Annotated in this window: 13 protein-coding genes and 1 pseudogene; 3 read left to right on the top strand and 11 right to left on the bottom strand. The window is 74.7% G+C overall.

Annotated features, from left to right (window positions below):
• From ACEQ2X_RS12565 to ACEQ2X_RS12575, 3 genes are all read left to right on the top strand, one after another.
• Positions 1 to 684 (top strand): hypothetical protein (locus ACEQ2X_RS12565; RefSeq protein ID WP_370326157.1); only part of this gene is annotated, 684 nt, incomplete at its 5' end.
• Between the two features lie 84 nt (positions 685 to 768).
• Entirely contained in the window at positions 769 to 2,085 is a 1,317-nt protein-coding gene (locus ACEQ2X_RS12570) for a wax ester/triacylglycerol synthase family O-acyltransferase (RefSeq protein WP_370326158.1), read from the top strand.
• Positions 2,082 to 3,551: a wax ester/triacylglycerol synthase family O-acyltransferase gene (locus ACEQ2X_RS12575; RefSeq protein ID WP_370326159.1), complete on the top strand. Its 1,470-nt coding sequence runs from the start codon at positions 2,082 to 2,084 to the stop codon at positions 3,549 to 3,551. Before ACEQ2X_RS12570 ends, ACEQ2X_RS12575 begins: the two co-directional genes overlap by 4 nt.
• A gap of 22 nt (positions 3,552 to 3,573) precedes the next feature.
• Here the strand turns inward: ACEQ2X_RS12575 and ACEQ2X_RS12580 are convergent, their stop codons facing one another.
• The 11 genes and pseudogenes from ACEQ2X_RS12580 to ACEQ2X_RS12630 all read right to left on the bottom strand — a co-directional run bounded on the left by ACEQ2X_RS12580 (position 3,574) and on the right by ACEQ2X_RS12630 (position 12,889).
• Positions 3,574 to 4,230, bottom strand: coding sequence for a hypothetical protein (locus ACEQ2X_RS12580; RefSeq protein ID WP_370326160.1), 657 nt, complete (start codon positions 4,228 to 4,230; stop codon positions 3,574 to 3,576).
• A gap of 139 nt (positions 4,231 to 4,369) precedes the next feature.
• Positions 4,370 to 5,620, bottom strand: a complete 1,251-nt coding sequence (locus ACEQ2X_RS12585; protein ID WP_370326161.1) for a hypothetical protein — start codon at positions 5,618 to 5,620, stop codon at positions 4,370 to 4,372.
• Positions 5,617 to 6,024, bottom strand: coding sequence for an Rrf2 family transcriptional regulator (locus ACEQ2X_RS12590; protein WP_370326162.1), 408 nt, complete (start codon positions 6,022 to 6,024; stop codon positions 5,617 to 5,619). The genes ACEQ2X_RS12585 and ACEQ2X_RS12590 overlap by 4 nt, the downstream gene beginning before the upstream one ends.
• 91 nt (positions 6,025 to 6,115) lie before the next feature.
• A pseudogene (locus ACEQ2X_RS12595) lies at positions 6,116 to 6,553 on the bottom strand (hydrogenase maturation protease); the annotation flags it as partial.
• Between the two features lie 25 nt (positions 6,554 to 6,578).
• On the bottom strand, positions 6,579 to 8,021 hold the full coding sequence (locus tag ACEQ2X_RS12600) for a Ni/Fe hydrogenase subunit alpha (RefSeq protein ID WP_370326163.1): 1,443 nt from the start codon (positions 8,019 to 8,021) through the stop codon (positions 6,579 to 6,581).
• 33 nt (positions 8,022 to 8,054) lie between these two features.
• Positions 8,055 to 8,582: an oxidoreductase gene (locus ACEQ2X_RS12605; protein WP_370326164.1), complete on the bottom strand. Its 528-nt coding sequence runs from the start codon at positions 8,580 to 8,582 to the stop codon at positions 8,055 to 8,057.
• Positions 8,579 to 9,346 (bottom strand): bidirectional hydrogenase complex protein HoxU, encoded by a 768-nt coding sequence (gene hoxU / locus ACEQ2X_RS12610; protein WP_370326165.1) that lies wholly within the window; start codon positions 9,344 to 9,346, stop codon positions 8,579 to 8,581. Before hoxU ends, ACEQ2X_RS12605 begins: the two co-directional genes overlap by 4 nt.
• Positions 9,339 to 10,967: an NADH-ubiquinone oxidoreductase-F iron-sulfur binding region domain-containing protein gene (locus ACEQ2X_RS12615; RefSeq protein WP_370326166.1), complete on the bottom strand. Its 1,629-nt coding sequence runs from the start codon at positions 10,965 to 10,967 to the stop codon at positions 9,339 to 9,341. Before ACEQ2X_RS12615 ends, hoxU begins: the two co-directional genes overlap by 8 nt.
• A complete protein-coding gene (locus ACEQ2X_RS12620; protein WP_370326167.1) occupies positions 10,967 to 11,494 on the bottom strand; it encodes an NAD(P)H-dependent oxidoreductase subunit E in 528 nt (175 codons plus the stop codon). The genes ACEQ2X_RS12615 and ACEQ2X_RS12620 overlap by 1 nt, the downstream gene beginning before the upstream one ends.
• An 80-nt stretch (positions 11,495 to 11,574) precedes the next feature.
• Positions 11,575 to 11,760 carry a hypothetical protein gene (locus ACEQ2X_RS12625; RefSeq protein WP_370326168.1) on the bottom strand — a complete coding sequence of 62 codons (186 nt, stop codon included), beginning with the start codon at positions 11,758 to 11,760 and terminating at the stop codon, positions 11,575 to 11,577.
• A gap of 274 nt (positions 11,761 to 12,034) precedes the next feature.
• Positions 12,035 to 12,889: a sugar phosphate isomerase/epimerase family protein gene (locus ACEQ2X_RS12630; RefSeq protein WP_370326169.1), complete on the bottom strand. Its 855-nt coding sequence runs from the start codon at positions 12,887 to 12,889 to the stop codon at positions 12,035 to 12,037.
• Positions 12,890 to 12,930 lie beyond the last annotated feature (41 nt).

Raw genomic sequence — 12,930 nt, forward strand, 5'->3', positions numbered from 1 at the left:
GTCGCCGCGTCGGTGGTCGGCGACCTCGACCGCGGCGACGACCGGCTGGCGGCGAACCTCTCGACCGCTCTGTGGTGGATGACCGGGGTCGCCGCGACCTACGCGTCGTACGTGTCGGCCGATGTCATCGCCGGGGGTCGGGCGCACCTGCCCCTGCTGGCCGCGTCGTCCGCGGCGACCGCGATGGCCGGGGCCGCCGCGCACCGCACCGGCCGGGACGGGCCGCTCGCGTGCGCGGTCGTCAGCGCAGCCGTCGCGGGGTTCTCCGCCGCCGCGCTGGCCGGCCTCGAGGTGCCGGCACGCGCCGGTGCCGTGGCGCTCGTCACCTCCTCCGCCGCCATCGGCCTCATCGCCGCCGGTCCCCGGCGGTGGCGCACCACCTGGGCGACGTCGGTCGTGCTGCTGCTCGGCTCGACCCAGGCGGTGCTCGCCACCGGTGCCGCGACGTGGCTGGTCGTGCCGACCGCCCTGGTCGTCACCGGCGTCGCCGCAGGCGCGTGGCTGCGCCGCAGCACCGGAGAGGCGGTCGCGGCCAGCACCGTCGCGGTCGCCTTCGCCGGCCAGGTGCTCTACGACGTCGCCCCGCAGGTCTTCAGCCTGTCGACGACCATCCTGGTCGTCGGGATCGCGATGGTGGTCGGCTGCATCGCCGTGGTCCGCCGCGCGACCCGGTCCGGCGGGTGACCCGGTCCCACAGGGGCATCAGCCCTCGGCGTGCCGGGACCATCGGCACCTCCGCGGCCGCGCCCCTGCGCAGAGCATCGGGCCATGAGCGATCGGATGAGCCCCGTCGACGCGGCCTGGTTGCACATGGACCAGCCGACGAACCTCATGGTCATCACCTCGGTGGTGTGGTTCGACCAGCCCGTCGACGCGTCCGCGATCACCGATGCCATCCGCACCCGGGTGGTGGACGCCTACCCGCGGTTCCGCCAGCGGGTCGTCGACTCAGAGGTCGGCCGGCCCCGCTGGGTCGACGACCCCGACTTCGACCTGTCCTCCCACCTCCACCACGTGGCGCTGCCGCACCCCGGCGACGATGCCGCGCTCCGCACGTTCGTCGGCGAGGTGATGGGCCAGGACCTCGACCGGCGGCGGCCGCTGTGGCAGGCGTGGATCGTCGACGGCTACCGCGACGGGGCCGCCGTCGTGCAGCGGATCCACCACTGCATGGCCGACGGCATCTCGCTGGGCGACGTGCTCATGGCGCTGGTGGACGACGACACCCCGGCTCAGCCGCCGGTCGCGCACCCCGACGGCCTGCGACGCGTCGCGGAGCTGGCCCACGCCGGCCTCGAGCTGGCCACCCACCCCACCCGGCTCGCCGGGGCAGCCCGCACGGGCGCGCGGATCCTCGACGCGATCGCCGTCGAGACGCTGACCGGGCGCGACGCGCCGACCGCGCTGCGCGGCCCGCAGAGCGGTCGCAAGGTCGTGGCGTGGTCCGACCCCCTCGACCTCGCCGAGGTGAAGCGGATCGCGCGGGACCGGGACGCGACGGTCAACGACGTGCTGATGGCCGCCCTCAGCGGCGCGATCGGCCGGTACCTCGACGACGTCGGGACGCCGGCGGAGCGGATCCGGGCCATGGTGCCGGTCAGCATGCGCGCCGCGGGGCTGCCGGTCCCGTCGACCCTCGGCAACGACTTCGCGCTGGTCCTGTGCCCGCTGCCCGTGGGCGAGCGGGACCCCGACGAGCGGCTCCGGGCCGTCCGCGACGCGATGGACGCCATCAAGGGGTCCGCCCAGGCGGTCACGTCGCTCGGGCTCCTCGCCGCGATGGGCCTGAGCCCGCGGATGATCGAGGGTCTGCTCGTCGGCTTCTACGGCGACAAGGCGTCCCTCGTGCTGACCAACGTGCCCGGGCCCCGCCACCGCGTCTCCGTCGCCGGGCACCCCGTCGCCGGGATCCTCTCCTGGGCGCCCCAGTCCGGATCGATCGGGACGAGCGCCACCATCTTCTCCTACGCCGGGCAGGTGTTCGTCGGCATCTGCACGGACCCCGCCATGGTCCCCGACCCCGACCGCATCGCCGGTGGGCTCCTCGACGAGATCCGCCGCCTGGCCACCGCGGAGGTGCCATGACCGCTCGCACCGCACCCGACCGGCTCAACCCCCTCGACGTGTGGTTCCTGCACGTCGAGGACACCGCCGGGCTCATGCACATCGGCTCGGTCCTGATCCTGGAGGGTCCCGCACCGCCGTTCGAGGAGCTCGCCCGCACCTACGCCGCGAGGCTCGCCCGGCTGCCGCGCTACACCCAGGTGGTCAGGGAGGTGCCCCTCGGCCTCCACCGGCCGGTGTGGGTCGACGACCCGAGCTTCTGCCTGGCGTACCACCTGCGTCGGACGGCGCTGCCGCCGCCCGGTGGCACGGCGGAGCTGGACGCCCTCGTCGGCCGGGTCATGGGCCAGCGGCTGGACCGCCGGCGACCGCTGTGGGAGACCTGGGTGGTGGAGGGGTTGGAGGACCGTCGCTGGGCGCTGGTCAGCAAGGTGCACCACTGCATGGTCGACGGCGTCGCCGGCACCGACCTGACGATGGCGATCATGGACCCGGCACCGGCCACGGCGGATGCCGCGACCACCACGTCCGAGACGGCCCGGCAGGTGCCCGACCCCGGCCGGCTGGCGCTCGTGCGACAGGCCGTCGGCGACCGCCTCGCGGGCGCGGCCGGGTCCGTCCGCGCCGCGGGACGTGCCGTGCGCCACCCGCGGGACGCGGGCCGCGCCGCGGCGACCGTCGGACGCGGCCTGCGCACGATCACCGCCCTCGGGCGGCCGGTGCCCCCGTCCTCGCTCTCGGGCCCCCTCACGTCCCACCGCCGGTGGGACACGGCGTGGACCGACCTCGACACCGTCAAGGCGATCGGCCAGGCCGTCGGCGGCACGGTCAACGACGTGCTGCTGACCGCGGTGACCCGCGGGTTCCGGGACCTGCTCGTCCACCGCGGCGAGCCCGACGCGGTCGTGCGGTCCCTGATCCCGGTGTCGACGCGCGCCACTGGCGCGAGGGGTCACCTCGACAACCGCGTCGCCGCGGTGTTCGCGACCCTCCCGACCCAGGTCGGCGACCCGCTCGACTGCCTGCGGGCGGTGCAGGCCGAGATGGATGCGCTGAAGGCGTCCGGCGAGGTCGACGCGTCCGCGGCGATCGTCCAGGCCTCGGGCGCGGTCCCGTCGGTGGTGCTCGGCCCGATCATGCACGCCACGTCGGCGCTGGTCGACCGGTTCGGGCAGCGGAACGTGACCACGGTCGTGACGAACGTCCCGGGGCCCCCGCACGCCCTGCACCTGCTGGGTCGTCGCGCGCTGGCCTGGTACCCGTACGTCCCGGTGGCCGAGGGCGTCCGCCTCGGCGTCGCGGTGCTCAGCTACGACGGCCAGGTGTTCGTCGGTGCGACGGGCGAGTTCGCCCACGCCGAGGACCTGCCGGTGCTCACGCGCGGCATCGAGCAGGCCATCGCCGACCTCCGCGTCGCCACCCAGCACCGGCGGCGACCGGGGGACCCGGCCGTCACGGAGCCCCCGATCACCGCGCCGACCGCGTAGGGCCGGCGACGTCCTCGAGGCGCTAGGCGGCGACCGCCCGCGCCTCGGCGTCCCGTCCGACTGCGTCGAGCGCAGCGCCCATGATGTGGCCGACGAACGGGCGGATGATCCGCCAGTACACCCCGAAGCGCCGGGCGGCGTCCGCGTCGTCGGTCCGCGTCCGCGCCTCGTAGGAGATCAGCGTCCGGTGCTCGCCGTACGCCCGCAACGAGAAGTTCGCGGCGATCCGTCCCCACCCGGGCTCGTCGAAGTCGGCGAACCCCTCCGGCGTCACCTCGGTGGTGTCGTACCAGGTGATGTCGGGCTGCCAGAAGCGGCCGATCGCCCCGAGGGCGATCTCGGATCCCGGCACCTCGCCGAGCGGGAGCCAGCCGGGCAGGCCGGCCCCGTCGCCGGTGAGCTTCAGGGTGGCCGGCGGCGGCTCCTCGGCGGTCGGCTCACGACCGACGAGGCGGCTGAGCGCGGCGGGGATCGCCCGCACCGCGAAGGCGGCGTCGAGCAGCGGCGTGTGGACGGTCATCAGGTCGAGGTCGACGAGCGCCTCCCACGTGGTCTCGACATCGGCCTCGACCACGCGGTGCTCGACGAGGGTGACGTCGAAGGTGGGCAGGTACCGGTCGATCAGCATCGGGGTGGCGGGGGCGAGCGCGTGGACCACGGGCGTCTCTGCGGCGGTCATCTCCAACTCCTCTCGGACCGTCTGCGGTGGCGGTCCCGTCCGCATGCTCCTCCGGTGCGGCGCCCGGGGGAGGGGCCGCCAGGCCCCCGGTGCGCAGGGCCGAAGGACCTTCGGTCCGGGTCCGCGTGTCCGGACCCGCTCAGCGCGGGCCGGCGTCGCGGACCGGGCCGGCGATCGACGTCGCGGTCTGCAGGACCACCACGCCGAGGAGCGCGAAGCCACCGCGGACGACGGCGCTGCCGGCGGCGCCGTCCAGCGCGCCGGAGGCGGCAGCGGCCACGGCGGTCGTCCCGACGTTCCACGCCACCGCCCGGGACACCGCCCACCGCTCGAGCCGCGCGACGACGGCGAGGCGGACGGGACGGTCTCGCAGCAGCGGTCCGACGTGGAGGACCGTGGCCAGGACGGACTGGGCCAGCACGCCGACGAGCGCGGTGACCCCGATGGCGGTCAGCAGCTCCCACCGACCGGTCGCCACGACGGCGACGTCGGCCCACGCCGCGAGGGGGCACCACATCCCCGCGCCGGCGACGAGCCCCCACGTCGCCGATCGGCGGGCGGTCAGCGCGACCACGGCGACCGGTCGGCACACCACGGTCACCGCCCACGCCAGCACGGCGAGACCGACCGCGGCGAGCAGGCGCGCGGCGGTCCCCGCCCCTCCCCCGATGCCGGTGGCGAGCAGGAGGACCGTCGCGGCGCTCAAGCCGGTGGTGCCGCGGCGGATGGCGGTGAACGCGCGCTCCTCGGCCCCGTCGGCGATACGGGCGCGGACCATGGAGGGGCCGAAGAAGACCACGGTCGCCAGCAGGGTCACGCCACCCCACCCGAGGACGTTGACGTGGAGGTGGGCCACCCTGGCCGCGGCGTACCACGGGCCCGACAGGACCCCGACGCCCATCAGGATGCCGAGGAGGGCGCCGTGGACGAACGCGCCGTGCGCCCGCTCGTAGGCGCGGACGATCCACGCGAACCGCGCCCCGACCGCGGCGGTGCGCATGCGCCGGAGCCGGCGGTAGGCCTGGAGGACCAGGACGGTCAGGACCGTGCCGCCGGCGCCGAGCAGCCAGGTCCACCCGCTGACGAGGCCGACCAGGACGGCCGTCGCGCCGAGCGCCGTCGGGACGGCGAGGGCCGCTGCGGGTTCTGGCGAGCGCGTCAGGGTCCGGCTGAAGTGCTGGCTGAACCCCAGCACGAGCGGGGTGAGCACCCCGAGGGTGAACAGGTGGACCACGACCCAGCGGCCGCCGGGCAGGTGGTCGGCGGCGACGCTCCACCCGGCCGCCGCCACCAGCGCGGTGCCGGCGACGACGAGGACGGGCCGGACGTCGGCGAAGGGTGTGGAGGGGGAGGGTCGGGTCGTGTCGCCGGCCATCGGCAGCGTCGTCACCCCTCTCCCCCGGCCGGCGGGACGGCCGGTCGCGCGGCCAGCGCGCCCACCATCGCCGTCCGCGCGGCGTCCCAGGCCTCGTGCAGCGCGCACGGGCCGCTGGCCATGCAGAGGCCGTCCTCGAGGACGCAGCGGCCGTCGGCGACCGGTCCCTCCATCAGCTCGATGAGGGCGAGCAGCGACCCGGTCCGGCCGGGCGCCTCGATCGCGTAGCCGCCCGTCGGCCCGAAGGCGGTCGAGACCCAGCCGGCGTGGGCGAGGGGGGCGAGCACCTGGGTGGTGAACCCCGGGGTGCTGCCGATGTCGGCGGCGATGTCGCGGGCCTTCACCCGACCCTCGGCGCGCGCCAGGAGCTGCAGCGCCCGCAGCGCCAGGTCGGTCTTCCGGGTGATCTCGAGTCTCACAGCTCCGCACTGTGCGATCGCGGGGGCACCGCCGCACCGGCCGATCGGCCCTGTCGACCAGGGACCCTCGGCCCCCGCCCCGCCCGGTGCGTCAGGCCGTCCCGGAGGTGGCCCCGGCGTCACGGCACAGGTCCGCGACGACCGCCACCGCCTCGTCGACCGCTGCGGCCGTGGCGGGCGACAACCCCGTCCCCAGGGACAGATCGGCGGCGGGGACCGTGACGAGCACCACCTCGCCGACCGCGATGCCGAGGACCCCGGCCAGCCCCACCAGGCCGCGGGGATCCATGTGGTGGGTGGTCACCCCGTCCGGCGACCCGTCGGCGGTCAGCGGCCGGACCACCACCCCCCCGGAGTCGGCCGGGCGGGCGTCGACCAGCACGACGCGGCGCCACCCGCCGAGCTCGGCGGCGAGCTCGGGCAGCAGCTGGGTGGTCGACCGCACGACGACGCCGGGCAGCCGGCGGGCGTGCACCGCCTCGGCGACGCGTCGGCCCGCCGCGTCGTCGGAGCGCAGCTCGCTGCCCCAGCCGACGACGAGGACACCCGTGCGGTCAGTCGCGGCGGACCACCTGCACCTCGTGGCCCTCGTGGTCGAGCAACGTCACCACCAGCGGCATCTGGCCGATGGCGTGGGTCGAGCAGGACAGGCACGGGTCGAACGCCCGGATGCTCGCCTCGAGCCGGTTGAGGGTCCCCTCGGGGATCTCCGGGCCGGTGACGTAGGCCCTGGCGACCTGCGTCACGGCCCGGTTCATCGCCAGGTTGTTCTGGCCGGTCGCGATCAGCATGTCGACTCCGGCGATCGTGCCGTCGTCGCCGACGTCGTAGGCGTGGAAGAGCGTGCCGCGCGGCGCTTCGGAGCAGCCCACGCCCGAGCGCCGGTTGATCCCCGCGGTCGCGCGGACGTGCGGGTCGCACAGGATCGGGTCGGCGAGCAGCTGCTCGATCCGCTCGACGCAGGCGAGGACCTCGATCAGGCGGGCGTGGTGGAAGCTGAACGACGACGTGGCGATGCCGCCGACGCGCTCCCGGTAGTCGACCAGGGCCTCCTCGGCCAGGGGGGTGCCCATGGTCTCGCACACGTTCAGGCGCGCGAGCGGACCGACCCGGTAGATGCCGGCGGACGGGTCGTCGGTGCCGTCGACGGCGGGCCGCCAGTAGGGGGATTTGAGGTAGCTGTCGGTGGCACCCCACTCGCCCAGCCACTCGCGGTAGGTGGCCGGGTCGATCTGGTCGGCGACGATCGCACCGGTCGAGTCGACGACGCGCAGCCCGCCCGCGTCGTGGGACCACTGCCCGTCGGGCGCGCACATGCTGAGGAAGAGGGTGTCGAAGGCACCGAACGTCGCGACCTCGTCGGCGAAGCGGTCGAGGAGCTGGGTGGTGAACAGCTCGAGGGTGTCGACCGCCGCGGCGCGCGCCTCGGGCACCCAGGCGGCGATCGCCTCGACCTGGTCGCCGGTGAGGGGAGCCGCCACGCCGCCGGGGACGATGCCCGCGCCGTGGATCCGCTCGCCGGTCACGGCCGCGATGATCTCCTGGCCGAACTGGCGCAGGCGCACACCGCGGCGGACCAGGTCCGGCTGGGTCTGCATCAGCGCGAAGATGTTGCGGCTCTCGGGGGCGGCATCCATCCCGAGGAGCAGGTCCGGTGCGCTCAGGTGGAAGAAGCTGAGGACGTGTGACTGGATGATCTGCGCCAGGTTCGCCAGGCTGCGCAGGGCCACCCCCGCCGGCGGGACGCCCACCCCGAGGATCATGTCCCCGGCGCGGGCGGAGGCCAGCAGGTGGCTGACGGGGCAGATCCCGCAGGTCCGCGCGGTCAGGGACGGCATCTCCCACACCGTCCGGCCCTTGCAGAGCTCCTCGAACCCGCGGAACTCCGTCACGTGGAACCGGGCCTCGCTGACGGTGCCGGCGTCGTCCAGGTGCACGGTGATCCGCGCGTGGCCCTCGATCCGGGTGACCGGGTCGATCTCGACGATGTTGTGCACGGTTGGGCTCCTACTCCCGGTCGGTGGGTGCCGTCACCCGAAGCGGCCGCCGGCGGGCAGGTCGCCCGCGAGCACGGTCTCGAGGGCGGCGCGGATCCGGGCGGCGGACGGCGGGCAGCCCGGCATGAACGCGTCGACGTCGATGACCTGGTGGAGGGGCACGACGGTCTCGAGGAGGTCGGGGACGACGCCGTCGGGCAGCGCCCCTCCCCCGTCGGGTCGGTCGACGTAGACGCGCTGCAGGATCGGGAGGGGGTCGCCCAGCAGGTTGCGGAGCGCCGTCACGTTGCCCGTCACCGCGCAGTCGCCGAAGGAGATCACCAGGCGGCTGCGCTCCCGGATCCGCGTGGCCATCGCGAGGTTGTCAACGTTGGCGACCGCGCCCTCGACCAGCGTCACGTCGACGTCGGTCGGGAACTCCTTCGCGTCGACCAGCGGCCCGTAGACGATGTCAGCCGCCTCGGCGAGGTCGAAGAGCCACTCGTCGAGGTCGAGGAAGGACATGTGGCACCCGGAGCAGCCGCCGAGCCACACCGTCGCCACCCGTGGACGTGCGCTCATGCCTGCGCTCCCCGGTCGTGCCACCCGCCGGCGCGGGCGGCGGACAGGAAGGCGATCACGTCGGCGTCGTGGCGGGACTCGCCCACCGCGTTGCCCTTGTGGTACAGCGCGCCGGTCGGGCAGGACTCGACGCACTTGCCGCAGGAGGTGCACGACGGCGCCCCGCCCCACGGGCGGTCGAGGTCGGTGACCAGGTGCGAGCCCTCCCCGCGCGAGGCGACCTCCCACACGAAGGCACCCTCGATCTCCGCGCAGGTGCGCACGCAGCGCGTGCAGAGGATGCAGCGGTTGGGGTCGAAGACGAAGAAGCGGTGGCTGGCGTCCGGCTCGAGCTCGGGGAACTGGTAGGGGTAGCGGACGTGGTCGATGCCGAGGGACTCGGCGAGGTCCTGCAGCTCGCACGCGCCGTTGGCGACGCACACGCTGCAGATGTGGTTGCCCTCGGCGAGCAGCAGCTCGACGAGCCGCCGGCGGTGCTCGACCAGGCTCGGCGAGGCGGTGGTGATCTCCATCTCGTCGACCACGGTCGTGGCGCAGGCGGGGGCCAGCCGGTGCTGCTCGGCGATCTCGACGACGCAGACCCGGCAGCCGCCGTGGACGCTCAGCCCGTCGAGCCAGCAGAGGGTGGGGATCGGTATGCCGGCACGTCGTGCCGTGTCGAGCACCGTGTCACCCGGTGTCGCGGGGACCTCCTGGCCGTCGATCGTGACGGTCATGCCGCGCGACCGCCGGGGCGGGCGCGGACGGGTCGGGGCGTCAGCCATGGACCACCTCGGAGTCGGTCAGCAGCATCAGGTACTCGTCCCGGAAGTGCTCGAGCGTGCTGAACACCGGGTTGGGCGCGGTCTGGCCCAGCCCGCACAGGCTGGTGTCGCGGACGGTGCGGCACAGCGACTCGAGGGTCGCGAGATCCGTGCGGGTCGCCCGCCCCTCGCAGATCTTGCCGAGCAGGCCGTGGAGCTGGACGGTGCCGGTGCGGCACGGCACGCACTTGCCGCAGCTCTCGTCCCGGCAGAACTCCATGAAGTACCGAGCGACCTCCGGCATCGAGACGCGGTCGTCCATCACCACCAGCCCGCCGGACCCCATGATCGACCCGAGCGCCCGCAGGCTCTCGTAGTCGACCGGCGTGTCGAGGAACGCCTCGGGGATGCACCCGCCGGAGGGCCCGCCGGTCTGGGCGGCCTTGAAGCCCCGCCCCTCGGGGATCCCCCCGCCGATGGAGAACACGATGTCGCGCAGCGGGATGCCCATCGGCACCTCGATCAGCCCGATGTCGACCAGGTCGCCCGCCAGGGCGAAGACCTTGGTCCCCGGGCTGTCGGGGGTGCCGATCGCCCGGAACGCGTCGGCGCCGTTGGCGACGATCCAGGGGACGCTCGCGAGCGTCTCCACGTTCTGGATCATGGTCGGGTCGCCCCACAGGCCGCGCTCGGTCGGGTACGGGGGTCGGAGGACCGGCAGGCCCCGGCGTCCCTCGATGGAGGCCATCAGCGCGGTCTCCTCGCCGCAGACGAACGCACCCGCGCCGATCCGCACCTCGATGTCGAGGGTGAAGTCGCTGCCGAGGATCCCCCTGCCGAGCAGGCCGTGGCGACGCGCGGCGCGGATCGCGCGGTCGAGGCGCTCGATCGCGCGGGGGTACTCCGCGCGGACGTAGAGGTAGCCGCGGTCGGCGCCGGTGGCGTAGGCGGCGATCATCAGGCCCTCGAGGACCCGGTGGGGGTCGTCCTCCATGATCGTGCGGTCCATGTAGGCGCCGGGGTCGCCCTCGTCGCCGTTCGCGACGACGTACTTGTGCTCGCCGCGCGCGTCGGCGAGCAGGCCCCACTTCTGGCCGGTGGGGTACCCCGCGCCGCCCCTCCCGCGCAGGCCGCTCGCGACGATCGCGTCGACCACGTCGCGCGGGTCGCCCTCGAGCGCCTTCTCGAGTGCGCGGTACCCGCCCTCGGCAACGTAGTCCTCCAGCCGGTCCGGGTCGATCCGGCCCGCGTTGGCCAGCACCACCCGGTGCTGGCGGGCGAAGAACGGGATCGACTCGTCGAGCGGGGTGGCGGCCGGGGTCTGCCGGTCCACGACCGCGTCGGCCACGATCGAGGCGCCCGCGGCGGCATCGACCTCCTGGTACATCGTCGGGGTGCCGCCGCGCGGTTCGACGCGCACCAGCGGGCCGCGGCTGCAGAGCCCCATGCAGCCCGTGGAGACCACCTGGACGTCGTGGCCGAGGCCGGCCGCCTCGACCTCGGCGTCCATCGCCGCGCGCACCCCCGCGGCGCCGGCGGAGAGGCATGAGGTGCTGCCGCAGGCCTTGATGCGCCAGGGGTAGCGGCTCCGGGCCTCCACCTCGCGCGTGGCGACCTCGTGCAGGTCGATGCGCTTCGCCACTAGGGCACCTCCTCGACCGCTGGGGTCTCGACCGCGTCCGCGATCAACCCGAGCGCGTCCTCGACGTTCTGGTGCCCGCGGACCTCGCCGTCGAGCACCATGACCGGCGCGAGCCCGCAGGACCCCAGGCACCTGGCGGTGTTGAGGCCGAGGTCGCCGTCGGCGGTCGTGCCGCCCGGCGCCACCCCGTAGGTGGTCTGGACGGCCTGGACGATGTCGTCGGCGCCCTTGACGAAGCAGGCCGTGCCCGTGCACACCGTGCAGGTGTGGGCGCCCGGCGGGTCGAAGCTGAACAGGTGGTAGAAGGTCGCGACCCCGTAGACGCGGCTCGCGGGGATGCGCAGCTCGCGGGCGAGGTGGATCAGCACCTCGTCGGAGAGGTGGCCGTAGAGGTCCTGGGCGACGTGCAGCGCCTCGATCAGCTGGTCCTGGGCGTAGCGCGCGCGGCGGAGGAACGAGTCGAGGGGGTCGAAGGGCCCCGGAGCGGTCACGGGTTCGGTCGCGGGTTCGGTCGCTGCAGTGGACACCGCGGCGATCCTGGCCCCCGCACCTGGCACCTCACAAGGCCCAACGGCCCGGCTGGCGAGGTCCTTCGACCCGCTGGCGCCTACTGGTCGACGGCGACCCGCCGGGCCAGCGCCCGGCCCCGGTCGACCGCGACGGCCACCGGGTCGACCATGAACGCCGTCAGCACCCCCTGGTAGACCACCACCAGGTCGTCCGCGACGCGTCCGGGGTCCGGGAGGGCCGCGTCGGCGGCCAGGGCAGCCAGCCGCTCCCGGATCGCCCCCATGGCGCTGCACCACCACCGCGCCGGGGTGGGTGGGGTCGGCCAGCTCGACGAACGCATCGCGCGCGCCGAGCGGCCGGTGACCCGCGCACACCCCACGGATCGACTCCGCAGACCCACGGATCGACTCCGCCACGACGGCGCCCGCGGCCGTGACCTGCGGTGATGCCCACAGATGTGCGTGGGCGGGCCCCGTCACCTGTCTTCCGGAGTCGATCCGTGGTCAGGGTGAGGGGAGCCGGAGTCGATCCGTGCGTGAGCGGGCGGGTCGGTCCGGTCAGGCCCCGAGGCGGCGGAGGTGCGCGAGGCCCTCGGTGGCGATGGCGTCCTGGGTCGCGGCCAGGGGGCGCCAGATCGACGCCGCGGTGGCGATGCTCGCGTTGTCGGGTGTGAACGACTCGATGCAGAGCGGACCGTCGTAGCCGGCGTCGTCGAGCGCGGCGACCAGCGCCGGCCAGTCCAGGTGGTCCGCCCCCGGGGCCCCGCGGTCGTTCGCGCAGACCTGCACGTGGGCGATGCGGTCGCCGGCGGCGCGGATGGCGGCCGGCGGGTCCTGCTCCTCGATGTTCATGTGGTAGGTGTCGCACAGGACGCCCACCTGGTCCGCGGGGAGCGGGGCGATCGCCTCGAGGACCTGCCCGATCGTCGTCAGGAACGACGTCTCGTACCGGTTGAGCGGCTCGATGGCGATCCTGACACCGGCCTGGCCGGCGTGCGTGGCGACCGGCGCGAGGGCCTCGGCCCACTCGGCCAGGGCGGACCGGCGCTCGTCAGCCCCCATCCGCCAGGTCCGGCCGACCGACGCGTACGCCGGTCCGCCGATGGCTGACGCGCCGACGGTGTGGGCGACGTCGACGACCCCCCGCAGGTAGTCCTGGGTCGCCCGGCGGGTGGCGTCGTCCGTGGCGACGAGCTCCCGCCCCTCCCCCATCACCAGGCACACGGTGGCTCCGAGCCCGAGGTCATCGAGCACCCGGCGGGCGCGGACGGGGTCCCAGTCACCGAGGGACTCGACGGGGAGCTCGATCACGTCGAACCCCCAGCCGGCCACCTTCGTCGCCAGCTGGACGAGGTCGCGGTCGTCCAGCGGGGACGTCCACACCCAGGTCGACACGCCGATCGGTCGGTCCACGTCCGCTGCTCCTCGGTCGGGGTTGGACGTGGGGGGGGGGG

It is taken from the genome of Euzebya sp. (assembly GCF_964222135.1).
Taxonomy (GTDB): domain Bacteria; phylum Actinomycetota; class Nitriliruptoria; order Euzebyales; family Euzebyaceae; genus Euzebya.

Bases quoted from the DNA above. Each gene is read 5' to 3' on its own strand.
- ACEQ2X_RS12570 (WP_370326158.1), top strand. From the start codon at position 769: ATGAGCGATCGGATGAGCCCCGTCGACGCGGCCTGGTTGCACATGGAC.
- ACEQ2X_RS12575 (WP_370326159.1), top strand. From the start codon at position 2,082: ATGACCGCTCGCACCGCACCCGACCGGCTCAACCCCCTCGACGTGTGG.
- ACEQ2X_RS12580 (WP_370326160.1), bottom strand. From the start codon at position 4,230: ATGACCGCCGCAGAGACGCCCGTGGTCCACGCGCTCGCCCCCGCCACC.
- ACEQ2X_RS12605 (WP_370326164.1), bottom strand. From the start codon at position 8,582: ATGAGCGCACGTCCACGGGTGGCGACGGTGTGGCTCGGCGGCTGCTCC.
- hoxU (WP_370326165.1), bottom strand. From the start codon at position 9,346: ATGGCTGACGCCCCGACCCGTCCGCGCCCGCCCCGGCGGTCGCGCGGC.
- ACEQ2X_RS12625 (WP_370326168.1), bottom strand. From the start codon at position 11,760: ATGGGGGCGATCCGGGAGCGGCTGGCTGCCCTGGCCGCCGACGCGGCC.